Raw genomic sequence first — 23,064 nt, forward strand, 5'->3', positions numbered from 1 at the left:
GGCCGCTCGCCCCAGCGCTGCCCCTCACGCTGTCCGGGGCGGTGCGGGCGCTCCCCGTGCGGCCGCTCGCCCTGGGCCCGCTGCTCGCGGGGCTGGTCGCCGCGCTCGCCCTCCGGCCCGTCGCGCCGCGGCGCACCGCGCTGCTGCCCGTTCTGCGGCCTGCCGCGGCCCTGGTGCCGGGGCGCGTGGCCGCGCTGGTGGCGGTGCATCCGCCAGACCTCGATGAGGATCGGCTCGGCCGGGGCGGCGACGGCCGGGGGCACCACGCCGTCCTCCGCCGCGGAGACGTCCTCGGCGGCCGGTTCCGGTGACGCCTCCGCCGCGGAGGCGTCCTCGGCGGCCAGTTCGTGCGACGCCTCCACCGCGGAGGCGTCCTCGGCGGCCAGTTCGTGCGACGCCTCCACCGCGGAGGCGTCCTCGGCAGCCAGTCCCGGTGACGCCTCCGCCGCGGGGGCGTCCTCGGCGGCCGGTCCCGGTGACGCCTCCGCCGGGGCGGCGTCCTCGGCGGCGAGCGGGTGCGCCGCCTCCGCGACGGCGTCCTCGGCCGCGGCCTCGTGCGAGGCCTGCGCCGCGGAGGGATCCTCGGCGGCGGCGTCCGGCAGCGCCTGCGCCGGGGTGCCATCCTCCGGCGCGCCCTCGGCGAAGTCCGGATCCGGCGCCGCGTCCACGCCGTGAACTCCGGAGGCCGCGTCTGATCCGGTCTCCGTCGCCGCGCCCGAGGCCGCCGCATGGATCGCGGCGGGCTCGGCCTCGTGGAGCGCCGGTGCGTCGGCCGGCGCCGGGTCCACGGCCTCGCCGGAGGCCGCCGCGGGCTCCGCGCCGCGGTCGTCGTTGTCGTTGCTCGCCTCCTCCCGGACCGGGCTCTCGCCCGCCTCCAGGCCCTCGCCGGACGCGTCCCGGGCCGCGTCGGCCTCGTCGGCCGCTCCAGGGGCCGGGGCCTCCTCCGTGCGGGCGGACGGCTGGACCGGCACGGTGGGCGCGGCCGGGACGAGCGGCATCGTGATGGCCGGACCGGCGCGGCGGTCGGAGACGTAGCCGAGGGATTTCAGGATCGACGCGAAGTCCTCGCCCGAGCAGCCGACGAGGGAGGTCATGCCGACGGTCGGCACGAAGCCGTCGCGGTCGGCGGTCCCGGGCGGCGGCTCGCCGGGGGTCGTGCCCGGCACGTACGCGATGGCGGGCCGGATCAGGTCGGCGAGGCGCTCCAGGATGTCGACGCGCACCGCCCGGCCGCCGCAGACCCGGAAGCCGGCGGCGCGGTAGAGGCCCTTGGCGATTTCGGGATCAACCGGCATCGAGGTGCGGCCGGAGCCGGCGAGGTGCGCGATCTCGTCGAGGCCGCGCTGGTCGAGGCCGCCGTTCTGGAGCGCCCAGAGCTGCGCCGCCAGGGTCCGGGGCGCGGGCTTGAGCAGCGCCGGCATGGTGATGTGGTAGGCGCCGAAGCGCACGCCGTGCTTGCGCAGGGCCGCGCGGCCCTCCTGGTCGAGGCTGCGCATCTCGGTCAGCACCTTGGCGCGTTCCAGCACGCCCAGGGCCTCCGCGACCTGGAAGCCGATGCCGCGGGCGAGCCCGGTGAGGTCGGCGGCGGTTTCGAGCTCGAGGGCCGGGCCGAGCAGGCGCACGACGTGCGCCTTGAGCCAGGCGGCGAGGCGGCCCTCGACCTTGTCGCGGGCCGGGCCGCCGAGCTGCTCGTCCGCGAGCAGGCGCAGGGCGGGGGCGTAGAGCTTCTCGCCCGGGATCAGCTTGGCCACCGGATCGCCGGTCCAGCGGATCGTGCCGTCGTTCGAGAGCACCAGGGCGGCGTCGGCGGCGGCGGAGAAGCGGTCGGCGCGGGCCTCGATCTCGCTCGCGAGCGCCTTCTCGGCGGCGCTGCGCAGGGTCTTGGCCTCCTGCCCCTCGGCGCCGGGATCCGGCACGAACTGGAACCCGTGCAGGTGGCCGACGTGCTGGCCCTCGACCGTCACATCGCCGCCCGCGGTGATCTCAGCTTCCAACATGGTGTTCTCTCTCAGGCGCCGCATCAGCACGCTGGTGCGGCGATCGACGAATCGACTCGCCAGCCGCTCGTGCAGGGCGTCGGACAACCTGTCCTCTACCCGACGCGTCTCGCCCTGCCAATGCTCCGGGTCGGCGAGCCAATCCGGGCGGTTGGCGACGAAGGTCCAGGTCCGCACGTGGGCGATGCGCTGGGAGAGCGCGTCGATGTCGCCGTCGGTGCGGTCGAGGAGCGCCACGTGCTTGGAGAACCAGTCGACCGGGATCCGCCCCGCCATGCCGCGCATGAGGAAGCGGAAGAGCTGCGCGACGAGGTCGACATGGGTCTGGATCGCCGCCTTCCGGTAGTCCGGCACGCCGCAGACGGCCCAGAGCCGCTCCACGGCGCTGCGCGCCGTGGCGTAGTCCCGGATGTCGTCCTCCTTCGACAGGAGGTCGAGGGTGGCCTCGTCGTCGCCGACGGGCGCCCGCACCAGCCCGCGCTCGGAGGGGTGCTCGCCGAGGCTGCGGCGCAGGGCGTCGACCGAGGCGAAATCGAGGTCCGGGTTGCGCCACTGCAGCATGCGCAGGGGCTCGAAGCTGTGGCTCTCCAGGGCCTCGACCATCTCGGGCTCCAGGGCCGGGCAGCGGCCGGTGGTGCCGAAGGTGCCGTCGCGCAGGTGGCGCCCGGCGCGGCCGGCGATCTGCGCCATCTCGGAGGGCGTGAGCGTGCGGAAGCGGGTGCCGTCGAACTTCCGGTTCGACGCGAAGGCGACGTGGTCGACGTCGAGGTTGAGCCCCATCCCGACGGCGTCGGTGGCGACGAGGTAGTCCACCTCGCCCGACTGGTAGAGCTCGACCTGGGCGTTGCGGGTGCGGGGCGAGAGGGCGCCGAGCACCACCGCGGCGCCGCCGCGCTGGCGCCGCAGCAGCTCGGCGATGGCGTAGACCTCCTCGGCCGAGAAGGCCACGATGGCCGAGCGGTGGGGCAGGCGCGAGAGCTTGCGGCTGCCCGCGAACGCGAGCTGCGACAGGCGCGGCCGGCTGGTGACGGTGATGCCCGGGATCAGCGAGCGGACGAGCGGCGCCATGGTGCCGGAGCCGATCAGCAGCGTCTCCTCCCGGCCGCGCTGGTGCAGCAGGCGGTCGGTGAAGGTGTGGCCGCGGTCGCGGTCGGCGCCGAGCTGGATCTCGTCCACCGCCACGAAGTCGACCGTGCGGTCGCGGGGCATCGCCTCGACGGTGCAGATCCAGTAGCTCGGCCGGTCGGGCTTGATCTTCTCCTCGCCGGTCACGAGGGCGACCCGCTCGGGGCCGACGCGCTCGACGACCCGGTGGTAGACCTCGCGGGCGAGCAGCCGCAGGGGCAGGCCGATCATCCCGGTCGGATGGCCGAGCATGCGCTCGATGGCGAGGTGGGTCTTGCCGGTGTTGGTCGGGCCGAGCACCGCCGTGGCGCCGCGCAGGCGGGCCGGCGGTGGGAGGGAGCGGCGGATCATCGGGTCGGGTCAGGTCCTCGGAGCGCGGGCTCCGCCAGCGGGATCGACCGCAGCCCGGCGACGGGACCGCGCGGGAGGCCCCGTCAGCGCTCGAGACCCCGGCCGCCCCGCGGCCTCGGCCCTCTCGGCGGCCTCTCCTCATATGGGGCGCCGGCCTCCTGCCCGCCATACGGGCTCGTGTAGACGTCGATGCGCACGTCCGTCTTCGGGTTGCCCTGGAGGTCGGCGCAGAGGGTCTCCGGCACGGCCGTGAGGGGGCCGCCCCGGGCCGGGCCTCCCTCGGTGACCTGCGCGGAGGACATGGCGTCGCCGCCGCAGCCCGCGGCCGCGCGGACGGGGAGCGGGACGGCGAGGGCAAGGGCGAGGCAGGCCGCGCGCCCGCCAGCGCGGAACGCCGCGCCGGTCGCCGCGCCCCGCCGCCCCGGAGGCTCAGCGACCGGCATCGGGCGCCGCCACGGTCTCGCCGGAAACCGCCCCGGTCACGCGCGGGGCAGCCCCGGTCTCCCGGGGCGCGGCCTGCGCCTGCACGGTCGCCGCGGCCTGGCCGCTGCGAGACCAGCGCGAGGCCTCGATGATGTTGGTGCCCAGCGTGGTGCGCACCGCGATGCGCACCGGCAGCAGGACCCGCGCCCCCTCGAGCGGCGCGAGCCAGACCGACATGTCGGTGTTGTCCTCCATGAACTTCACGCCCGGCTTGTCGGGCCGGTGCCCGGCGATGGGCTGGTAGCGGGCGTTGCAGACCAGCACCGGGCCGGAATAGCCCGGCTTCTCGACGGTGCGGGTCTCGCCGTAGCTCAGCACCACGTTGAAGCGGCTGGCGCCGTCGAAGACCGGGATCACCCGGTTGCAGTTCTGCGGATCGGTCAGCTCGCCCCGGCCCTGCGCGGGCATCAGGAGGGCGCTCACCGGATCGATGATGCCGCGCTTGTTGGCCTCCGTCACCGGCACCCGCTCGGCGTCGACCGCGAGCGGCGGGGCGATGTCGGACGCCACCACGTTGCCGCGGGCGAGCGCCATGCGCACGGTGATCGAGGCGCTGGCGCTGTGCGAGGCGATCGCGAAGGCGGCGGGCACCGGGCGGCCCGGGGCGCCGACCTGACCGCTCGCCCGCCCGGAGCCGTAGCCGCCCGTGATCGCGCCGACGAGCCCGGTCAGGCGGGCGCTGACGTCCATCCGGTAGCGCTCGCCCTCGACCGCTCCCACGACCTGGGCGGTGCCGATGGGCACGCCGGCCAGCATGATGCCGTAATCGATGGTGACGGCGGTCTCGCCCGCCTTGGCGGGCCTCGCCCGCGCCGCCTTCGCGGGCGTCGCCTGCCCGGGGACGAGGGCGAGCCCCGCCGCGAGGACAGCCGGGAGAAAGGCCTTGGCACGCATGGGAAAACAACCGCCCCCGATCGCGACACGTCCAGCGAGGCGTGCCCGGTGAATCGGGCTCCATCGTGGCGTCGTCAAGGTTAATGCTTCCTCATCGCGGCGGGGCCGGGGGCCCGGACCGCGGCCGCGGCCCGCGGCGGCGCGCCGGCCGGGCGGGGCCCGGGGCGCCCCGATCGAGAGCCGGCGCGCGGCCCTCCGCTTGACGAAACCCGTCCGCGTCCCCTATAGGCCCGTGCTTTCCAGGGACTTCGCGGGGTCCGGCCGCCGCCGGTGTGCGATGCACGCCCGGCTCTCGCGTTGCGCGGTCCTTGCCGCAGAACAGAACTTCTTTGAGGATTGAAGACCATGTCGCGTCGCTGCGAGCTCACCGGCAAGGCGGTGCTCACCGGTCACCTGGTGAGCCACTCGAACCACAAGACCAAGCGCCGGTTCCTGCCGAACCTGTGCAACGTCACGCTGCTCTCCGACACGCTCGGCCGCTCCGTGCGGCTGCGGATCTCGGCCAACGCCCTGCGCTCGGTCGAGCACCGCGGCGGCCTCGACGCGTTCCTGATCAAGGCGGGCGAGACCGACCTGTCGCAGAACGCCCGGCTCCTGAAGCGCGAGATCCACAAGAAGATCGCCGAGGCGGCGTAGGGCGCGGAGCGCGCCGGACGCGGCCACCGGACGCCGCGCCGCCCGCGCGGCCGGGCTTCCGGGGCCGACGCGACGAGCCGCCGTTCCGGCGGCTTTTTTCGTGTCTTCGTGACCGCGGCGCCGGCCGGCCGCGGGCTCAGCGCCGGCCGCCGGCCGCCCGCCGCGGCGCCGGCCCGCTGCTCGCGTCCTCGTCGAACAGCTCGGCCAGCTTCTCGGTCATCACGCCCCCCAGCTCCTCCGCGTCGATGATGGTGACGGCGCGGCGGTAGTAGCGGGTCACGTCGTGGCCGATGCCGATGGCGAGCAGTTCCACGGGCGAGCGGGTCTCGATCTCGTCGATGACGTAGCGCAGGTGGCGCTCCAGGTAGTTGCCCGGGTTGACCGACAGGGTCGAGTCGTCGACGGGCGCGCCGTCCGAGATCACCATCAGGATCCGGCGCTGCTCGGGCCGCCCGAGCAGGCGCTTGTGGGCCCAGTCCAGGGCCTCGCCGTCGATGTTCTCCTTGAGCAGGCCCTCGCGCATCATCAGGCCGAGGTTCTTCCGCGCGCGGCGCCAGGGCGCGTCGGCGGCCTTGTAGACGATGTGGCGCAGGTCGTTGAGGCGGCCCGGCGTCGGCGGCTTGCCGGATTGCAGCCAGGATTCCCGCGACTGCCCGCCCTTCCAGGCCCGGGTGGTGAAGCCCAGGATCTCCACCTTGACGCCGCAGCGCTCGAGGGTGCGGGCCAGGATGTCGGCGCAGGTCGCCGCCACGGTGATCGGCCGGCCGCGCATGGAGCCCGAATTGTCGAGCAGCAGCGTCACCACGGTGTCGCGGAAGTTCGTGTCCTTCTCCTGCTTGAAGGAGAGGGGCTGGAACGGGTCGATGACCACGCGCACGAGGCGCGCGGGGTCGAGCTGGCCCTCCTCCAGGTCGAACTCCCAGGCCCGGTTCTGCTGGGCGAGGAGGCGCCGCTGGAGCCGGTTGGCGAGGCGCCCGACCACGCCCTGGAGGTGGGCGAGTTGCTTGTCGAGGTAGGAGCGCAGGCGCGCGAGCTCCTCGGCGTCGCAGAGGTCCTCGGCGTGGATGACCTCGTCGAACTTCTGCGTGAAGACCTTGTAGTCCGGCCCCCTGGGCTCGTTGGCGCGGGGGTTCGGCGGCCGCCAGGACTCGGAGGCCTCCTCGGAATCGGCGTCGTCGGCGTCCTCCGGCAGCTCGCCCGAGGGGGCGTCCGCGGCTTCGCTCGCGCCCTCCTCGAGCTCGTCCGAGGCCTCGTCCGAGATCTCCATCTCGGCGCGGTCGCCCTGGCTCTGCTGCTCGGCCTCGCCCTCCCCGGCCTGCTGCTCGTCGGACTCGGCCTCGTTCTCGTCGTCGTTCTCCTCGTCCTCGGGGTCGAGGGGAGCCTCGTCCGCCATGTCGAGGGAGGAGAGCAGGTCGCGCACGGAGCGGGCGAAGGCGCGCTGGTTCTCGAGGCTGCCGACGAGGCCGTCGAGGTTGCGGCCGGCCCGCTCCTCGATGAAGTCGCGCCAGAGGCCGACGATGCGCCGCGCCGCCTCGGGCGGGGCCTGGCCCGTCAGGCGCTCGCGCACCATCAGGGCGACCGCGTCCTCCATGGGGGCGTCCGCCCGGTCGGTGATCTCCTCGTACTTGCCGCCGCGGTGGTAGCGGTCCTCGAGCATCGCCGTCAGGTTGCCGGCGACCCCCGCCATGCGGCGCGAGCCGATCGCCTCGACGCGCGCCTGCTCGACGGCGTCGAACACCGCCCGCGCCGCCGCGCTCTCGGGGGCGAGGCGCCGGTGGACGGTGTTGTCGTGGCAGGCGAGGCGCAGGGCCATCGAGTCGGCGTGGCCGCGCAGGATCGCGACGTCGCCGGGCGAGAGCTTGCGCGGCGGCTCGGGCAGCCGGGCCTTGTCGCCGGTGAGCGCCGGACGGTCGGTCGCGAAGGTGACCTCGATCTCGGGCTTGCGGGCGATGGCCCGCAGGGCCCCCGCCACCGAGCGCTTCAGCGGCTCGGCGGCGGAGTCGCGCTTCTCGCCGGGCTTGCGGTTGGAGATGGACATCGGGCTACTTCTTCACCGGCTCGAGGTCGGGGGGGCGCTCCGGGACGCCGTCCCGGGCGCGGGGGGCGGCCCCGCCGCGTCGCGCCGCCCGTCGGGACCCGGGTCCGCCATCGGGGATGCCCCGGGCCGGGTCAGCTCAGCGCGACGTTCACCGCGCTCTCGGGCAGTTCCTTGCCGAAGGAGCGCTGGTAGAACTCCGCCACGAGCGCCCGCTCGAGCTCGTCGCACTTGTTGAGGAAGGTCACCCGGAAAGCGAAGCCGATGTCGTTGAAGATGTCGGCGTTCTCCGCCCAGGTGATCACCGTGCGGGGGCTCATCACGGTCGAGAGGTCGCCGTTGATGAAGGCGTTGCGGGTGAGATCCGCGACCCGGACCATCTTGTTGACGATGTCGCGGCCGCCGTCGCCGCGGTAGTGCGGCGCCTTCGAGAGGACGATGTCGACCTCGCGGTCGTGCGGCAGGTAGTTCAGCGTGGTGACGATCGACCAGCGGTCCATCTGGCCCTGGTTGATCTGCTGGGTGCCGTGATAGAGGCCCGAGGTGTCGCCGAGGCCGACCGTGTTCGCGGTGGCGAAGAGCCGGAAGCCGGGATGGGGCCGGATCACCCGCTTCTGGTCGAGGAGCGTCAGGCGCCCGGACACCTCCAGCACCCGCTGGATCACGAACATCACGTCGGGCCGGCCGGCGTCGTACTCGTCGAACACCAGGGCGACGTTGTTCTGGAGCGCCCAGGGCAGGATGCCGTCCTGGAAGGCCGTGACCTGCTTGCCCTCCTTGAGCACGATCGCGTCCTTGCCGACGAGGTCGATGCGCGAGACGTGGCTGTCGAGGTTGATGCGCACGCAGGGCCAGTTCAGCCGCGCCGCCACCTGCTCGATGTGGGTCGACTTGCCGGTGCCGTGGTAGCCGGTGATCATCACGCGCCGGTTGCGCGAGAAGCCGGCCAGGATGGCGAGCGTGGTGTCCCGGTCGAAGATGTAGTCGGGATCGAGGTCGGGGACGTGCTCCTCGGAGGCCGAGAAGGCCGGCACCTCGAGGTCCAGGTCGATTCCGAACACCTGGCGCACGGACACCTTCATGTCCGGGAGTGCGGGTGGCGTGTCTTCAGCAAGCATACGGGGCCTCGTCGGGGCAGGTCGCGGGGATGGGCGCACCTGCGGATGTCGCGACGGCGCGGGGAGACCGGCGGGCGCCGCAATTCCTTAATCTGCGGGGGGAGCCGGCGCAAACGTGCCTTGCTCGGATATATGGGCCGGGCCGCGCGTTTCGAGTCCCGTCGCCGCAGGGCAGGGATGCGAGATCCATGCCCCGGCGGCCGCGCTCAGCACAGGCCGGCGCCCCGCAGGGTATCGTGGGCCCGGATGATGTCGCGCAGGCGGTCCTCGAAGGAACGGTCGCCGCCGTTCGCATCCGGGTGGAAGCGCTTCACCAGCACCTTGTACTGCGCCTTGATGGCGGCGGCGTCGGCGCCCTCCTCGAGGCCGAGCACGTCGAGGGCCCGGCGGACCGGGGCCGAGCGGCGCGGGGGCGGCGGCTCGGGCTTCGCCCGGCGGGCACTGGCGCCCCCGCCCTCGGCGCGCAGGACGCCGAGCGGGTCGACGTACTCCCAGTCGCGCTGCGCCGCGCCGGCCTGCGCGCCCGGCTTGGCGCCCGGGTTGACGCCCATGGCCCAGGTCGGCCGGTGGCCGATCACGGCGTCCTTCTGGAAGGCCTGCACGGCCGCGTCGTTCATCCCGGCGAAGTAATTGTAGGAGGCGTTGTACTCGCGCACGTGCTCCATGCAGAAGCGCCAGTACTGCCCCTCCTGCTTGCGCCCCTTCGGCGCCCGGTAGAGGCCCGCCTGGGCGCAGCCCGGGCGCTCGCAGCCGGGCCCCTCGGCCTTCTTCGGCTCGTCGCAGGTGGGCTTGATGCGGATGCGGTCGAAGAGGGGCGAGTTGAGATCCATGACGGGGCGATTATGAGGGGCGGGAAGCGTGACACAAGGGCTCCGGGCCTGATGCCGCAGGCGGAACCGAACGGATTGACGCCGGTTCCGGAGGCCCCTGAATCACGCGGCCTTGAGGGCGTGCGGGGATGATGACGCGATGAGCTTGTGCGACTGGATCAGGACGACGCTGGAGGAGCGGCTGGCGCCGACGGCCCTGAGCGTCGTCGACGAATCCCACCAGCATGCGGGGCATTCCGGCTGGCGGGAGGGAGGCGAGACCCACGTCCGACTGGATGTGGTATCGGCGGCCTTCGAGGGAAAGACCCGCGTGGAGCGTCACCGCATGGTGAACGGCCTCCTCGACGAGGCCTTCGGGCGCGGCCTGCACGCGCTGGCGCTGCGGGCGCGCACGCCCGCGGAGGCGGGCTAGGAGCCGTCCGGCCGCGCTTCTCTCCCGGACGCGCCGCCGGCCTCGCCCGGCGAGGCTCGCGCGGGGACGCCGCACGGAGGAGCCGCACGGGCGAGAGCCTGGCGCGGGGACCCGGTCCGCGCGGCCCGGCCTCAGCCCTTCCGGAGGGAGGCGGCCGCGCTCCGGTCCCGCGCCCGCGGGGCGTCCGGCTCGGCGCCCGGCGCCCGCGGGGCGAGGCCGTAGACGGCCGTGGCGGCGAGGAGCGCGAGGCCGAAGGCCAGGAACAGGCGGCCGTAGAGGAGCCCGGGATCGAGGCCGGCGCTGCCGCGCACGACGAGGGCCGAGAGCGCCTGCACGGCGCTCGCGCCGCCCATGAAGACGATGTTCATGAACGCGACGCCCCGCCCGAGGAGGTGCGCCGGGAGGAAGCGCCGGGCATGGGCCATCAGGACCGCGTAGCTCAGGCCCGCGGCCCCGATCACCGCGAGGAGCCCGACCGCCGGGCCGGGCGCGCCGGGACCCGCGAGCGCGAGCGCCACGAAGGCGAGGCCGGTGACGAGGCAGCCCGCGAAGGCCGTGCGCTTGGGGTCGCGCACGAGGCGCTCCAGGGGACCGTACCCGATGGCGCCCGCCGCCATGGCGGCGCTCATGGCGAGCGTCCCGTTGCCGCGCGCCAGCGCGTCGAAGCCGTGCACGCTCCCGAGATACGGGCCGACCCAGAGCGACCGCGTGGCGATCACGACGGCGTAGCTCACGAACACCACGGGCAGGATCGGCCACAGCGCCCGCGTCCGGGCGACGGCCACGAAGCCCTGCAGCAGGGGCGCGCGCTTCGGGTCCGGCAGCCGCGGGGGATCGCGGATCAGCCCGAGGATCAGCAGCGCCGAGCCGAGCGTCAGGCCGGCGAGGCCGAGGAGGATCGGGCGCCAGCCGAGCAGCCCGGTCGCGAGGGCGAGCGGCGTCGCGCCCAGGAGGTCGCCGGCCGTGCCGAACCCGATCATCAGGGAGGACAGCATGGCGAAGCGGTCGGGCGGGTAGAGCCGCCCGAACAGGTAGAGGGCGCCCATGAGGGCCGGGGCGCACCCGAACCCGATCAGCGCCATGGCGGCGGCGGCATCGGGAAAGCCCCGCGCGGCCCCGAGCCAGGCGGCGCCGAGCGCCGCCAGGACCAGGAAGGCCGTCACGGTGCGCCGCGGCCCGTAGCGGTCGAGGCAGAGGCCGGTGGGCACCTGCCCGGCCGCGAAGGCCGCGAACCAGCCCGCCGAGAGCAGCGCCAGGTCGGACGGGGCGAGGCCGAGGTCGCGCCCGAGCTCGGGGCCGACCACCGCCAGGAACCCGCGGTCGAACTGGCTGATCGTGTAGGCCAGCAGCAGGACCAGGAAGGCGGTCACGGCCGGCCGCGCCGGCCGGCTACTTGATGCGCTCCAGCACGCTGACGTAGTTCGCCACCGCGACGCCGCCCATGTTGAAGACTCCCGCCAGGGTGGCGTTGGGGATCTGCATCCCGCCGGCCTCGCCGCAGAGCTGCATCGCCGAGAGGGCGTGCATGGAGACGCCGGTGGCGCCGATCGGGTGGCCCTTGGCCTTGAGCCCGCCCGAGGCGTTGACCGGCAGCTTGCCGTCCTTGCGGGTCCAGCCCTCGCGCACCGCGTCGGCGCCGCGGCCCTCGGGCGTCAGGCCCATCGCCTCGTACTCGATCAGCTCGGCGACCGTGAAGCAGTCGTGGGTCTCGACCAGGGAGAGGTCGCCCAGCGTGATCCCGGCCTGGTCGAGGGCCCGCGCCCAGGCGGTGGCGCAGCCCTCGAACTTCAGGACGTCGCGCTTCGACATCGGCAGGAAGTCCTGCGCGTGGGCGGTGGCCCGGAAGGCGACGGCCCGGGGCATCCGCAGCGCGGTCTCGGTGTCGGCGAGCACGACGGCGGCGGCGCCGTCCGAGACGAGCGAGCAATCCGTGCGCTTGAGGGGACCGGCCACGAAGGGGTTCTTGTCCGACTCGGTGCGGCAGAACTCGAAGCCGAGGTCCTTGCGCATCTGCGCGAAGGGGTTCGCGACGCCGTTGGCGTGGTTCTTGGCCGCGATCATCGCGAGGGCGTCGGACTGGTCGCCGTGGCGCTGGAAGTAGCGGCCCGCGATGCCGCCGAACACGCCCGCGAAGCCCGCCGGCGTCTCGCCGTCCTCCACGAGGTAGGAGGCCTTGAGGAGGGTGCGGCCGATCTCGGCGCCCGGTGTCCGGGTCATCTGCTCGACGCCCACCACCAGCACCACGCGGGCGCGGCGCGCCTCGATGGTCTTGATGCCCTGGTGGACCGCCGCCGAGCCGGTGGCGCAGGCGTTCTCGACCCGGGTCGCGGGCTTGAAGCGGAGGTCGTCGCTGGCCTGGAGCACCAGGGAGGCGGTGAAGTCCTGGGGCGAGAAGCCGGCGTTGTAGTGGCCGAGCACGATCTCGTCGACGTCCCCGGGGCCGATCCCCGCATGGGCCAGCGCCTCGTCCGCCACGCGGACGATCAGGCTCTCGACGGTCTCGGCGTCGTGCTTGCCGAAGGGGGTGTGGCTCCAGCCGACGATGCAGGCAGTCATGAGGCGAACGATCCTCCCTTGATCGGCGGCACTCTGCCGAAGGCACGGGCCCCCCGCAAGCGCGCCTCACGCGCGGGTCGCGCGAAAGCCCGCATAGCCGGCGACGCGCAGGGCGCAGGCCGGGCAGGTGCCGCAGCCGCGGCCCCAGGGATGCAGGGCGCCCCGCTCGCCGAGGTAGCAGGTGTGGCTCTCCGCGACGATCAGGTCGACGAGCGCCGCGCCGCCGAGGCGCTCGGCGAGCCGCCAGGTCTCGGCCTTGTCGATCCACATGAGCGGAGTGTGCAGCACGAAGCGCCGATCCATGCCGAGGTTCAGCGCCACCTGGAGCGCCTTGACGGTGTCGTCGCGGCAATCGGGGTAGCCGGAGTAATCCGTCTCGCACATGCCCCCGACGATGTGGCGCAGGCCGCGCCGGTAGGCGAGCGCCGCCGCGAAGGTCAGGAACACGAGGTTGCGGCCCGGCACGAAGGTGTTGGGCAGGCCCCCCGCCTCCATGGCGATGGCGGTGTCCCGGGTCAGCGCCGTCTCGGAGACCTCGCCGAGGGCGGCGAGGGAGAGGGTGTGGTCCTCGCCCAGGCGCCCCGCCCAGGCGGGCGCGATGGCGCCGAGGCCCTCGCGCAGGCGCGCCCGGCAGGCGAGCTCGATGCGGTGGCGCTGGCCGTAATCGAAGCCGAGCGTCTCGACGCGGGGGAAGCGGTCGAGGGCCCAGGCGAGGCAGGTGGTCGAGTCCTGGCCGCCGGAGAACAGCACCAGCGCACCGTCGTTCGTGTCCATGGCGATCTCCTGCCGCGGGGCGCCGGGCCCGGGGCCGGCTTAGGCCCGCTCCTCCATGTAGGCCGCGAAGGCGGCCGCGTGGTCGGGGTGCCAGCGCGACAGGGCCGGGCGGTTGCGGACGATGTCGTCGGCCGCCCAGCGGATGCGCTTCTCGTCCATCTCCCGGGTGGTCTCGTTGTCGGGGCACAGGATGTAGAACTCGCCGGCCGCCAGCCCGGCCGCGAGGCGCCGCACGGTCTCCTCGGGGGTCCAGGCGCCGGCGGGCTTCCCGCTGGCGCCCCGGGCCCGGGTCAGCCCGGTATAGACGAAGCCGGGGATCAGCAGGTGGGCGGTGACGGGCGCGCCGCGCTCGCGCAGCTCGTGCGCCAGGGCCTCCGTCACCACCTTCACGCCCGCCTTGCTGACGTTGTAGGGCGTGTTGCCGGGCGGGGTGGTGATGCCCTGCTTGGAGCCCGTGACCACGACGGCGCCCGGCCCGCCGGCCTCGATCATCCCCGGCACGAAGACCTGGAGCGCGTTGACGACGCCCCACAGGTTGGTGTCGAGGATGCGGTGCCAGGTCGCGTCGTCGGAGAAGAAGCGGCCTCCCGCCTCGATGCCGGCATTCGCCATCAGCACCGAGACCGGGCCGAGGCCGGCGGCGGCCTCCCGCAGGGCCTCGACCGCCTCGCGCCGGCCGACGTCGGCGGGCAGCGCCCGCACGTCGGCCTCGCCCCCCGGCGCGGCGCCCGCGACCTCGGCGGCGGCCCGGGTCAGGGCCTCGCCCGCGAGGTCGGCCAGCACCACCCGCATCCCGGAGGCGGCGAAGTGCCGGGCGGCCGCGAGCCCGATGCCGCTCGCGGCGCCGGTGACGACCGCGACGCGGCCGGGAGCGATGGCGGGATGGTCGGTCATGGGGATGCGCCTGGGTTTCGCGGGTGGTGCCCGGGCCCCGGAACCCGGGCCCAGGGCTCGCAACTAGAGCATTGTCCGGCGAAGTGGACGCCGGTTCGCCGCAGACAATGCGGCAGAATCAAAAATCTGGAGCAGCGGCCGATCGCAGCGTGATCGGATGCTGCTCTAAGGGCGAGGCGGCGCGGTCAGACAGCCGCGGCGCGGCGCTCCCGCGCCGGCAGCGCCCCGTCGAGCAGGCTCGCCAGCGCCCGCGCCCCGACGCGGCCGACCTCCGGGTCCCGGGTCACGAGGGCGGTGACGATGGCGCCGTCGATGAGCAGGCCGACCTCGTGGACGAGGGAATCGGGGTCGCGGGCGCCGGCCTCCGCCAGGAGGTCGCGCAGCCGGGCGATCACCTGGCGCTTGTGGGCGAGCGTCAGGGCGCGGATGCGGTCGTCCCGCTTGTCGTGCTCGCCGACCGCGTTGATGAACGGGCAGCCGTAGAAGCGCTCGTCCCGGAACCAGGTGCCGAGGAGCGGGAAGATCCGCTCGAGGCGCTCGCGGGCGGGCGCCTCGCCGGCCTCCAGGCCGCCGAGGAACCAGTCGCGCCAGGCGCGCCCCTCCTGCTCCAGCACCGTCTCGACCAGGCGCTCCTTGGAGCCGAACAGCTTGTAGAGCGTCGCCTTCGCGGTCCCGGCCGCCGCCACCACGGCGTCGACCCCGACCGCGTGGATGCCGTGGCGGCAGAACAGCTCGGTCGCGGCGCGCAGGAGCCGGTCACGGGGCGTGCCGGCCCGCAGCGGGCCGGCGGGCGGCGCCGCCCGCAGGGCGCCCGTCACGGGCGGCTCCCGCCGGGCCGGCCTGCGGCGGCCGGNCTGTACCTCGCGTCCAAGTACCTCGCGTCCAATCCGGTCCCCTCGTCTGCGCGGTGCCCGCGCGCCGCCCGCACGCCCGCCGAACAGGCAAGACTGATCTGTTTTGCAGCAAGTGCCGCCGCCGCGCCAGCGCCCGGGCGCCGATCCGGCGGGAGAACCGGCGCCCCGGGCCTGGCACGCATCTTGAAGGAGACAGACCGGTCGGTCTGCGACGCCCAGGCGGCGCGGCCCCCGAAGAACGCCAGCAGGTCAGGACACGACGCCGATGAGCCGCTCCGCCCTCGAGACGACCGCGACTGCCGCCGCGCCGGCGCTGACGGGCTGCCTCCAGCCGATCGACCGGGACGCCCTGGCGGCGCTGAGCGCCAAGGGCCGGGAGAACCCGAACGTCGTGAAGACGCTGGCGTGCCGCACGGTGGCGGAGGGCCGCTTCCGGCACCTGAACTTCATCCGCACCCTGCCGGCCTACGTGGTGGACGAGCCGCCGGGCCTCCTCGGGGACGACACCGCCCCCAATCCGTCGGAGGCCGCCCTGGCGGCCCTCGGCTCCTGCCTGGCGGTGGGCATCCACGCCAACGCGGTGGCGCAGGGGATCACGATCTTCAAGCTGGAGATCGCCCTCGAGGGCGACCTCAACATCACGGCCGTCTGGGGCACGGGCGACCTGTCGGAGAAGCCCGTGGGCTTCACGGACGTGCGCGCCCGGGTGACGCTCGAGGCCGACCGGCCCCGGGAGGAGCTCGCGGCGCTGATCGCCCACTCGCGGATCTGGTCGCCCGTCGCCAACACCTTCACGCGCCCGGTGAACCTGGAGATGGGGCTCGCCTGACGGGCCCGGCGCCCCCCGCGGGCGCCGCCCCCCTTCCCTCTCCGAACGGACGCGCCGGCCATGCTGCAGACTCTGTCGAGGCCCCCCGGAGCACGGGCGCCCTCGCGCGCCGACGCGATGGTGGAGGCGGTGCGCAAGGCCGCCCTCAGCGACCTCGCGCCGGTGGTGCGGGAGGTGGACGCCGGGGGCCTCTACCCGGAGGCGGCCCTGCGGGCCTTCGGCGCGGCGGGCGCCTACGCGGCGCACCTGCCGGCGGGGGGGCCGGCCGGCGCCGCCGACCTCTGGGGGGCGATCCAGGCCTCGGCGGCGGCGGGCGAGCACTGCCTGTCCACGGCCTTCTGCATGTGGTGCCAGGACGCCCTCGCCTGGTACATCGCCTGCTCGGACAACGGCGCCCTCCGGGCGGCACTGGGACAGCTGGTGGCCTCCGGGACGCTGCTCGGCGGCACCGGCCTGTCGAACCCGATGAAGACCTTCTTCGGCATCGAGACGATCCGGCTGAAGGGCGAGCGCGTGCCGGGCGGCTACCGAGTGCGGGGCGCCCTGCCCTGGGTCTCGAACCTCGGGCCGAGCCACTGCTTCGGCGCCGTCTTCGCGCGGCCGGAGGGGCGCTACGCCATGGCGGTGATCCGCTGCGGCGCGGAGGGCGTCGCCCTGGTCGAGGGGGGCCGCTTCCTCGCCCTCGACGGCTCGGGCACCTACGGGGTGCAGCTGCGCGACGCGTTCGTGCCGGACGAGGACCTCCTCGCCGACCCGATCGACGCCTACCTCAAGCGCATCCGGGCCGGCTTCGTGCTGATGCAGACCGGCATGGGCATCGGCCTCGTGCGGGCCTGCATCGCGCTGATGCGCGACGTCGCCGGCTCCCTCGGCCACGTGAACCGCTACCTCGACGTCCAGCCCGACGACCTCGCCGGGCGCCTCGGGGTGCTGGAATCCGAGATCGAGGCCTTGAGCGCGACGCCGTTCGATCCCGGGCCCGCCTACTGGCGCCGGGTGATCGAGGCGCGCCTGGCGACGAGCGAGCTCGCGGTCGCGGCGGCCCACAACGCGATGCTGCATTGCGGGGCCAGGGGCTACGTCGCCAGCGGCGAGGCCCAGCGCCGCCTGCGCGAGGCGTACTTCGTCGCCATCGTCACCCCGGCGGTCAAGCAGCTCAAGAAGATGCTGGCCGAGATGGACCGCTGAGCGCGGGCCCCGCGCGCCGGCCGTGTGCGGGCACCCGGGCCTCGCGCCGGAGATCCGGCGCCGACCTCGCGCCGGAGATCCGGCGCCGATCCCGCGCCGGATCTCCGGCGCCACGGAGGCGGAAGCCGCCCGATCACGAGACCTCCCTCACCCAACGGCACCAGAGGAGCCAACCCCATGAGTGAGTCCGTCCTGATCACCCCCGCCGCGCTCACGAGCATGATGGAGGCCGGCGGCACCGTCGTCATCGACACCCGCAGCTCCGACGCCTACGCGGCCGGCCACATCCCGGGCGCCGTCAACGTCCACGACATCTTCACCTACCTGGCGACCTCGACCCCGGACGGCGTCGCGGCGATGCGCGACAAGTTCGCCGAGACCTTCGGGGCGGCGGGCCTCTCGGGCGCGGAGACCGCCGTCGTCTACGAGGCCTCGATGAGCTCGGGCTTCGGCCAGTCCTGCCGCGGCTACACGCTGCTGAGCTACCTCGGCTACCCGAAGGTGAAGATCCTGCACGGCGGCTACGCCAGCTGGACCGCCGAGGGGCTGCCGACGACGACCGAGCCGGCGGCGCCGGCGGCGAAGACCTTCCCGGTCGACCCGGCGGCGGCCCTGCTGTTCGTCGACCTCGACGCCATGAAGTCCGCCGTGGCCGACGCGGGCGTGATCAAGCTCGACACCCGCGACGTCGACGAGTGGATCGGCGAGAGCTCCTCGCCCTACGGCCGCGACTTCTGCCCGCGCAAGGGCCGCATCCCGGGCGCCCGCTGGATCGAGTGGTACCGGATGATGAAGCCCACCGCCGCCGGCCCGATGATGAAGTCGAGGAACGAGATCCTGGCCGAGTGCGCCACGGTCGGCATCACGCCGGAGACGCCGGTGGTGCTCTACTGCTTCAAGGGCGCCCGGGCCTCGAACACCCTGGTCGCCCTGAAGGAAGCCGGGATCAGCGACGTGAAGCTGTATTTCGGTTCCTGGAACGAGTGGTCGCGCGACCCCTCGCTGCCGATCGAGGAGGGCCTGCCGAACGCGCGTCCGCCGGGCGCGATGCCGGTCGCGGCGGAGTAGGCCTGCGGTCGGACGCGTCGCGGCGGCCCGCAGGCTCGCGGCGCCGGTCGCCGCGCCTCAGGCCGGGGCCGCCACCGCCTCGACCGCGACGTGGTTGTCGTGGAAGGCCGCGCCGCCGAACGGGGCCGGCGCGTCCGCCCCCGTGAGCGTGTTGATGCCGCGCCCGTCCGGGTAGGCGTCGTTCGGCCAGATCGACTCGGCGATCAGCACGCCGCGGCGCAGGCCCGGGAACAGGGTCGCCCGCAAGGTCACGGCCCCGCGCTCGTTGACGAGGCGGACCCAGGCGCCCTCCCCGATCCCGAGCGGGCCCGCATCCTCCGGATGGATCATCACGGTCGGGTGGCGCTCCCTGGCGCGGGAGGTCGGGGTCTCGGTGAAGCTGGAGTTCAGGAAGCTGCGGGCCGGGCTGGTGGCGAGGCGGAAGGGGTGGCGCGGCGTCGCCGCCATCAGGGGCGCCTCCCAGTGGTCGGGCAGGGCCGGCATGGCCGGGCCCCGCGGGCCGTCCTTCGCCACCGGCACCGAGGGCCAGTCCGGCCGGAAGTGGAAGCGGCCGTCCGGGTGCCCGAACCCGTCGAGGAAGTGGGCGCGCTCCCAGGGCGGCTGGGCGTCGAGGAAGTTCTCGGGCTCCATCTCCGCGAGGGTGCCGCGGCCCGAGGCCCGCAGGGTCGCGTCGATGAGCGCGCGAGGGCTCATGGCGAAGCCCGGATGCGCCGCGCCGAGGCGCTCGGCCAGGGCCGTGACCACCTCGTGGTTCGAGCGGCAATGCTCCGGCGGCTCGATGCGCTTGAGGCCGAGCTGGATGTGCTGCTGGCCGCCGCCGGTGTAGAGGTCGTCGTGCTCCAGGAACATGGTGGCCGGCAGCACGATGTCGGCCATGCGGGCCGTCTCGGTCATGAACTGCTCGTGCACGCAGACGAACAGGTCGTCCCGGGCGAAGCCGCGCTTCACCCGCTCCTGCTCGGGGGCGACCGAGACCGGGTTGGTGTTCTGGACCAGCATCGCGGTCACCGGGGGACCGCCGCGCAGGGCCTCGGCGTCGCCGGTGAGGACGCGCCCGACCTGCGACTGGTCGAGCATCCGGGTGCCGGGCCGGACCGCGTCGAGGCCCTCGATCAGGCGCTTGTCGATGCCGAACACGCCGCTGTTCGAGTGGAAGGCACCGCCGCCCCGGTGCTGCCAGGCGCCCGTCACCGCCGGGATGCAGAGCGCCGCGTGCATGTTGGCGGCGCCGTTGCGGCTGCGCGCGAAGCCGTAGCCGAGGCGGAAGAAGGTGTTCTTCGTCGTGCCGACGAGGTGAGCGAAGCGCTCGATCTCGGCCACCGGCAGGCCCGTGATGGCGGCGGCCCAGGCCGGGTCGCGGGTGCGCAGGTGCGCCTCGAGCGCCTCCGGGCAGTCGGTGTAGCGGGCCATGTAGGCGCGGTCGGCGAGGCCGTCGCGGAACAGGACGTGCATCACCGCGCAGGCGAGGGCGCCGTCCGTGCCGGGCCGCAGCAGCAGGGCGAGGTCGGCCTGGCGCATGGTCGGGTTGTCGTAGATGTCGACCGCCACCACGGTGGCGCCCCGCGCCTTGCGGGCCGCCTGGACGTGGGTCATCAGGTTGACCTGGGTGTGCACCGGGTTGGTGCCCCAGATCACCACGCAGTCGCTCTCGGCGATCTCCCGCGGGTCGACCCCGGCCAGGCGCCCGGTCCCGGCGACGTAGCCCGACCAGGCGAGCGTGGTGCAGATGGTCGAGAACTGGCCCGAGTAGCCCTTGGCGTGGCGCAGGCGGTTGATGCCGTCGCGCATCACCAGGCCCATCGTGCCGGCGTAGTAGTAGGGCCAGACGCTCTCCGGCCCGTGCAGGGCCTCGGCGGCCCGGAACGCCTCGGCGGTCCGCCCGAGGGCCTCGTCCCAGGAGACCGGCGCGAAGCGGCCCGACCCCTTCGGGCCGGTGCGCGCGAGCGGCCGGGTCAGGCGGTCGGGATGGTGGATGCGCTCGGCGTAGCGGGCGACCTTGGCGCAGACGACGCCCGCCGTGTAGCTGTGGCGGGCCGAGCCGCGCACCCGCCCGACTGTCCTGCCGTCGATCACCTCGACGTCGAGGGCGCAGACCGAGGGGCAGTCGTGCGGGCAGGTGGAGGTCCGCCGGTCGATCCGTGCAAGCGCCGTCACTCCACCGCCTCCTCGTCAGGTCCCGCCGCCGGGCGCGGCGTCCCGCGGCCCCCGGCCCGGCCGGGAGCGCGCCTGCGTCGTCCTCGCCGCCCGCGAGAGGCCGGGAATTCCGGCCCGGGCGCGCCCCTAGCCGACGATGTCCTTGTCGTCGAAGAACTGCGCGATCTCGAGGGCGGCGTTCTCCGGGCTGTCGGACCCGTGCACCGTGTTCTCGCCGACGGACTGCGCGAACTGCTTGCGGATGGTGCCCTCGGCGGCCTGGGCCGGGTTCGTCGCGCCCATCACCTCGCGGTACCGGGCGACGGCGTTCTCGCCCTCGAGCACCTGGACCACCACCGGGCCCGAGGTCATGAAGCCGACGAGCTCGCCGTAGAACGGGCGCTCGGCGTGGATCTCGTAGAACTTCTTGGCCTGGGCGTCCGACATGCGGATGCGCCGCTGGGCGACGATGCGCAAGCCCGCCGCCTCGATCACGGCGTTGACCGCGCCGGTGAGGTTCCGGGCGGTGGCGTCGGGCTTCAGGATGGAGAAGGTGCGCTCGGTGGCCATGGGATGTCCGTCAGGATTGAAGCGTGCGTTCGCGGCGGGATGCCGGGTGCGGCACCGGGCTCGAGGCCCGCTCCCGGGCCCGTGATCGGGAGCCCGGCGCCGGGCTTATAGCCGCGGGGGCCGCCCCCCTCAAGCAGAGCCGCCGGGCGAACGCCCCCGGCCGCCGGGGGCGCCCATCGGCGGGCCCGTGCTGCGGCAAAGCCGCAACGCGGCCGAAAAATCGCCCCAAACGAAGCGTTTTTGGCGGCGATCGCGGCCTTTCGGCCACGCCCGGTCCCGCCCTCGGCGGCCGGGCCTCCTCGAACTGATCCGCCGCGGGCGGGCGGCGTCCCCCGGACGCCGGTCCGTCGCGCACACCGCGGAGCCCAGGGAGATCGTCCATGCGTTCCAGTCTGATCCCGGCCCTCGCCGCAGGCCTCCTCGTCGCCGGCGCCGCCGCGGCCGCCCCCGCCAAGGACCCGAGCGGCACCTGGCTCACCGAGGACGGCCGGGCCAAGATCAAGATCGAGAAGTGCGGGCCGGGCGGCGCCCAGGCCTGCGGCACCGTCGTCTGGCTGAAGTCTCCCCTGAACGAGCAGGGCCAGCCGCGCACCGACGCCAAGAACCCCGACCCGAAGAAGCGCGCCCGGCCGATGATCGGCCTGCAGCTCATGGAGGGGCTCAAGCCCGAGGACGGCGGCTTCAAGGGCCAGATCTACAACGCCGACGAGGGCAAGAGCTACGACGTCTCCATCGCCCGCGAGAGCGCGAGCGAGCTCAGCATCTCGGGCTGCCTGCTCAAGATCCTGTGCGGCTCGCAGACCTGGTCGAAGGCCCCGGACGAGTTCGCCCAGGCGACGCCGGCCAAGCCCGCCGCCAAGCCCGCGAAGCCCGCCGCGGCGGCCCCGGCCGCCGGCGAGTGACGCGGGCGGCCCTCTGCGGCCGGCGCGGGATCCGGGCCGGCGCGGGATCCGGGCCGGCGCGCGCCGCCGGCCGGCTCAGCCGCGCGGCGCCGGGCCCGCCGGCTCCTCGGGGTCGGGCCGCAGCTTGAAGCCGCGCTGGACCGCGGGCCTCGCCTTCACGCGGTCGATCCAGCCGGCGACGTTCGGGTAGGCCGCGATGTCCTGGCCCTGGCGCTCCCAGAGCTTGGCCCAGGTCAGGATGGCGATGTCGGCGATGGTGTAGTCGTCGCCGGCGACGTAGGCGTGGCGGCCGAGCTGCGCGTCGAGCACGGCGTAGAGCCGGGCGGTCTCGGCCGTGAAGCGCTCGACCGCGTACGGGATCTTCTCCGAGGCGTAGATCCGGAAATGGTGGGTCTGGCCGAGGGTCGGGCCGAAATTGGCCGCCTGCCAGAACAGCCAGATGTCCACCGTGATGCGGGCCCTCTCCCCGGCCGGGTAGAGGATGCCCGCCTTGCGGGCGAGGTACTGCAGGATCGCGTTCGACTCGAAGACCGTGATCGGCGCGCCGCCCGGGCCGTCCGGATCGACGATGGCCGGGATCTTGCCGTTGGGCGAGACGGCCAGGAACTCGGGCGCGCGCTGGGCGCCCTTCCCGATGTTGACCGGGATCATCCGGTACGCGAGGCCGCATTCCTCGAGCATGATCGAGGCTTTCCAGCCGTTGGGCGTCGTCCAGTAGTACAGGTCGATCGGCGGTGTCGTCGCGGCCGACATGCGGGCGGTCCTTCTCGCACGGCTGTCCGTTCGGGCGGCTCGGATACGGGTAGCCTGGGTTCGGGCGGCAACGGCCGTCCGTCGGGGCATCTCGGGCGGGCGGAGCTAAGCAGACCGGGGCCACACCTGTACAGGGTAAAGGTTGTCTCAATCCCGGCGCGCCGAACGGCCGCCCCGTCGATCGGCGGCCGGCCGGCCAAGGTCTCACGCAACCCCTGCGCCAAGCGTCTTGCGGCCCCGCTGACCTTGCGTCACTCTTGCGACCGCGATGGAACGGCGCCCCCGCGCGGGCGGCACCCGCACCATCCCAGCGAGGAAGCCCCGATGCCGTCCCGACCCGTCCGCGCCGCCCTGGCCGTCGCCCTCCTCATCGCCGCGCCGGCCGTGCCGCGGGCGCAAACCGCCGCGTCGCCGAGGCCCGGCAGGACGGAGGGGGCGCCGGCCGCTCCCCGGGAGCAGGGCGTCAAGGAACCGAGCGTCAAGGGCCTCGCCGCGCGCGACCGGCAGAAGCGCTGCGGCGCCGAGTGGCGCGCCCTGCCGGCGACCGAGAAGGCCGCCCAGGGGCCCCGGTGGCCGCAATACTACAGCAAGTGCGTCCGGCGCTTGAAGGAGCAGCGGGCGTGACGCCCCGCTGCGGGACGCGGCGGCCCTCCGGGACGCGG

At 74.3% G+C, this 23,064-nt stretch carries 21 protein-coding genes; 7 read left to right on the forward strand and 14 right to left on the reverse strand.

Features of this window, described 5'->3' with window-relative positions; genetic code table 11:
* From DT057_RS02395 to DT057_RS02405, 3 genes are all read right to left on the reverse strand, one after another.
* Positions 1–3,473: helicase-related protein (locus DT057_RS02395; RefSeq protein ID WP_128560529.1), on the reverse strand; the 3,473-nt coding region annotated here is incomplete at its 3' end.
* 83 nt (positions 3,474–3,556) lie between these two features.
* Entirely contained in the window at positions 3,557–3,775 is a 219-nt protein-coding gene (locus DT057_RS35340) for a hypothetical protein (protein WP_162501294.1), read from the reverse strand.
* 127 nt (positions 3,776–3,902) lie between these two features.
* On the reverse strand, positions 3,903–4,850 hold the full coding sequence (locus DT057_RS02405) for a DUF3108 domain-containing protein (protein ID WP_128560531.1): 948 nt from the start codon (positions 4,848–4,850) through the stop codon (positions 3,903–3,905).
* Between the two features lie 345 nt (positions 4,851–5,195).
* Here DT057_RS02405 and rpmB point away from each other — a divergent pair, with 345 nt between their 5' ends.
* Positions 5,196–5,486 (forward strand): 50S ribosomal protein L28, encoded by a 291-nt coding sequence (gene rpmB / locus DT057_RS02410; RefSeq protein WP_128560532.1) that lies wholly within the window; start codon positions 5,196–5,198, stop codon positions 5,484–5,486.
* Positions 5,487–5,622: 136 nt separating this feature from the next.
* Here the strand turns inward: rpmB and cobT are convergent, their stop codons facing one another.
* The 3 genes from cobT to DT057_RS02425 form a co-directional block, all read right to left on the reverse strand.
* Positions 5,623–7,524 (reverse strand): cobaltochelatase subunit CobT, encoded by a 1,902-nt coding sequence (gene cobT, locus DT057_RS02415; protein ID WP_128560533.1) that lies wholly within the window; start codon positions 7,522–7,524, stop codon positions 5,623–5,625.
* A 131-nt stretch (positions 7,525–7,655) separates the two neighbouring features.
* Positions 7,656–8,639, reverse strand: coding sequence for a cobaltochelatase subunit CobS (gene cobS, locus DT057_RS02420; RefSeq protein WP_128560534.1), 984 nt, complete (start codon positions 8,637–8,639; stop codon positions 7,656–7,658).
* A gap of 206 nt (positions 8,640–8,845) precedes the next feature.
* Positions 8,846–9,469, reverse strand: coding sequence for a J domain-containing protein (locus DT057_RS02425; RefSeq protein ID WP_128560535.1), 624 nt, complete (start codon positions 9,467–9,469; stop codon positions 8,846–8,848).
* 139 nt (positions 9,470–9,608) lie between these two features.
* Between DT057_RS02425 and DT057_RS02430 the strand changes: the two genes are divergently transcribed.
* Complete coding sequence (locus DT057_RS02430) at positions 9,609–9,881, forward strand: BolA family protein (protein WP_128560536.1); 273 nt, start codon at positions 9,609–9,611, stop codon at positions 9,879–9,881.
* A gap of 131 nt (positions 9,882–10,012) precedes the next feature.
* Here the strand turns inward: DT057_RS02430 and DT057_RS02435 are convergent, their stop codons facing one another.
* From DT057_RS02435 to DT057_RS02455, 5 genes are all read right to left on the reverse strand, one after another.
* On the reverse strand, positions 10,013–11,251 hold the full coding sequence (locus DT057_RS02435) for an MFS transporter (RefSeq protein ID WP_128560537.1): 1,239 nt from the start codon (positions 11,249–11,251) through the stop codon (positions 10,013–10,015).
* A gap of 19 nt (positions 11,252–11,270) precedes the next feature.
* On the reverse strand, positions 11,271–12,437 hold the full coding sequence (locus DT057_RS02440; protein WP_128560538.1) for an acetyl-CoA acetyltransferase: 1,167 nt from the start codon (positions 12,435–12,437) through the stop codon (positions 11,271–11,273).
* Positions 12,438–12,503: 66 nt separating this feature from the next.
* On the reverse strand, positions 12,504–13,211 hold the full coding sequence (gene queC, locus DT057_RS02445; protein ID WP_128560539.1) for a 7-cyano-7-deazaguanine synthase QueC: 708 nt from the start codon (positions 13,209–13,211) through the stop codon (positions 12,504–12,506).
* A 39-nt stretch (positions 13,212–13,250) separates the two neighbouring features.
* Complete coding sequence (locus tag DT057_RS02450) at positions 13,251–14,105, reverse strand: SDR family NAD(P)-dependent oxidoreductase (RefSeq protein WP_128560540.1); 855 nt, start codon at positions 14,103–14,105, stop codon at positions 13,251–13,253.
* Between the two features lie 185 nt (positions 14,106–14,290).
* Positions 14,291–14,923: a TetR/AcrR family transcriptional regulator gene (locus DT057_RS02455; RefSeq protein WP_238312851.1), complete on the reverse strand. Its 633-nt coding sequence runs from the start codon at positions 14,921–14,923 to the stop codon at positions 14,291–14,293.
* Between the two features lie 301 nt (positions 14,924–15,224).
* On the opposite strand from DT057_RS02455, the gene DT057_RS02460 reads away from it, so the two are divergent.
* The 3 genes from DT057_RS02460 to DT057_RS02470 all read left to right on the forward strand — a co-directional run bounded on the left by DT057_RS02460 (position 15,225) and on the right by DT057_RS02470 (position 18,044).
* A complete protein-coding gene (locus tag DT057_RS02460; protein ID WP_128560541.1) occupies positions 15,225–15,788 on the forward strand; it encodes an OsmC family protein in 564 nt (187 codons plus the stop codon).
* A 60-nt stretch (positions 15,789–15,848) separates the two neighbouring features.
* Positions 15,849–16,976: an acyl-CoA dehydrogenase family protein gene (locus DT057_RS02465; RefSeq protein ID WP_128560542.1), complete on the forward strand. Its 1,128-nt coding sequence runs from the start codon at positions 15,849–15,851 to the stop codon at positions 16,974–16,976.
* Positions 16,977–17,153: 177 nt separating this feature from the next.
* Positions 17,154–18,044, forward strand: a complete 891-nt coding sequence (locus tag DT057_RS02470) for a sulfurtransferase (RefSeq protein WP_128560543.1) — start codon at positions 17,154–17,156, stop codon at positions 18,042–18,044.
* A 57-nt stretch (positions 18,045–18,101) separates the two neighbouring features.
* Here the strand turns inward: DT057_RS02470 and DT057_RS02475 are convergent, their stop codons facing one another.
* Positions 18,102–20,198: a molybdopterin oxidoreductase family protein gene (locus tag DT057_RS02475; protein WP_128560544.1), complete on the reverse strand. Its 2,097-nt coding sequence runs from the start codon at positions 20,196–20,198 to the stop codon at positions 18,102–18,104.
* Between the two features lie 126 nt (positions 20,199–20,324).
* Positions 20,325–20,747, reverse strand: a complete 423-nt coding sequence (gene ndk / locus DT057_RS02480) for a nucleoside-diphosphate kinase (protein WP_128560545.1) — start codon at positions 20,745–20,747, stop codon at positions 20,325–20,327.
* A 380-nt stretch (positions 20,748–21,127) separates the two neighbouring features.
* Between ndk and DT057_RS02485 the strand changes: the two genes are divergently transcribed.
* Complete coding sequence (locus DT057_RS02485; RefSeq protein WP_128560546.1) at positions 21,128–21,649, forward strand: DUF2147 domain-containing protein; 522 nt, start codon at positions 21,128–21,130, stop codon at positions 21,647–21,649.
* Positions 21,650–21,724: 75 nt separating this feature from the next.
* On the opposite strand, the gene DT057_RS02490 is transcribed toward DT057_RS02485, so the two are convergent.
* A complete protein-coding gene (locus DT057_RS02490; protein ID WP_128560547.1) occupies positions 21,725–22,402 on the reverse strand; it encodes a glutathione S-transferase family protein in 678 nt (225 codons plus the stop codon).
* Between the two features lie 324 nt (positions 22,403–22,726).
* Here DT057_RS02490 and DT057_RS02495 point away from each other — a divergent pair, with 324 nt between their 5' ends.
* Entirely contained in the window at positions 22,727–23,026 is a 300-nt protein-coding gene (locus DT057_RS02495; RefSeq protein WP_128560548.1) for a hypothetical protein, read from the forward strand.
* The last annotated feature ends 38 nt before the right edge of the window (positions 23,027–23,064 follow it).

It is taken from the genome of Methylobacterium crusticola (genome assembly GCF_003574465.1).
GTDB classification, from domain to species: Bacteria; Pseudomonadota; Alphaproteobacteria; order Rhizobiales; family Beijerinckiaceae; genus Methylobacterium; species Methylobacterium crusticola.

Bases quoted from the DNA above. Each gene is read 5' to 3' on its own strand.
- DT057_RS35340 (WP_162501294.1), bottom strand. From the start codon at position 3,775: ATGTCCTCCGCGCAGGTCACCGAGGGAGGCCCGGCCCGGGGCGGCCCC.
- DT057_RS02405 (WP_128560531.1), bottom strand. From the start codon at position 4,850: ATGCGTGCCAAGGCCTTTCTCCCGGCTGTCCTCGCGGCGGGGCTCGCC.
- rpmB (WP_128560532.1), top strand. From the start codon at position 5,196: ATGTCGCGTCGCTGCGAGCTCACCGGCAAGGCGGTGCTCACCGGTCAC.
- cobT (WP_128560533.1), bottom strand. From the start codon at position 7,524: ATGTCCATCTCCAACCGCAAGCCCGGCGAGAAGCGCGACTCCGCCGCC.
- cobS (WP_128560534.1), bottom strand. From the start codon at position 8,639: ATGCTTGCTGAAGACACGCCACCCGCACTCCCGGACATGAAGGTGTCC.
- DT057_RS02425 (WP_128560535.1), bottom strand. From the start codon at position 9,469: ATGGATCTCAACTCGCCCCTCTTCGACCGCATCCGCATCAAGCCCACC.
- DT057_RS02430 (WP_128560536.1), top strand. From the start codon at position 9,609: ATGAGCTTGTGCGACTGGATCAGGACGACGCTGGAGGAGCGGCTGGCG.
- DT057_RS02440 (WP_128560538.1), bottom strand. From the start codon at position 12,437: ATGACTGCCTGCATCGTCGGCTGGAGCCACACCCCCTTCGGCAAGCAC.
- queC (WP_128560539.1), bottom strand. From the start codon at position 13,211: ATGGACACGAACGACGGTGCGCTGGTGCTGTTCTCCGGCGGCCAGGAC.
- DT057_RS02450 (WP_128560540.1), bottom strand. From the start codon at position 14,105: ATGACCGACCATCCCGCCATCGCTCCCGGCCGCGTCGCGGTCGTCACC.
- DT057_RS02460 (WP_128560541.1), top strand. From the start codon at position 15,225: ATGAGCCGCTCCGCCCTCGAGACGACCGCGACTGCCGCCGCGCCGGCG.
- DT057_RS02465 (WP_128560542.1), top strand. From the start codon at position 15,849: ATGCTGCAGACTCTGTCGAGGCCCCCCGGAGCACGGGCGCCCTCGCGC.
- DT057_RS02470 (WP_128560543.1), top strand. From the start codon at position 17,154: ATGAGTGAGTCCGTCCTGATCACCCCCGCCGCGCTCACGAGCATGATG.
- ndk (WP_128560545.1), bottom strand. From the start codon at position 20,747: ATGGCCACCGAGCGCACCTTCTCCATCCTGAAGCCCGACGCCACCGCC.
- DT057_RS02485 (WP_128560546.1), top strand. From the start codon at position 21,128: ATGCGTTCCAGTCTGATCCCGGCCCTCGCCGCAGGCCTCCTCGTCGCC.
- DT057_RS02490 (WP_128560547.1), bottom strand. From the start codon at position 22,402: ATGTCGGCCGCGACGACACCGCCGATCGACCTGTACTACTGGACGACG.
- DT057_RS02495 (WP_128560548.1), top strand. From the start codon at position 22,727: ATGCCGTCCCGACCCGTCCGCGCCGCCCTGGCCGTCGCCCTCCTCATC.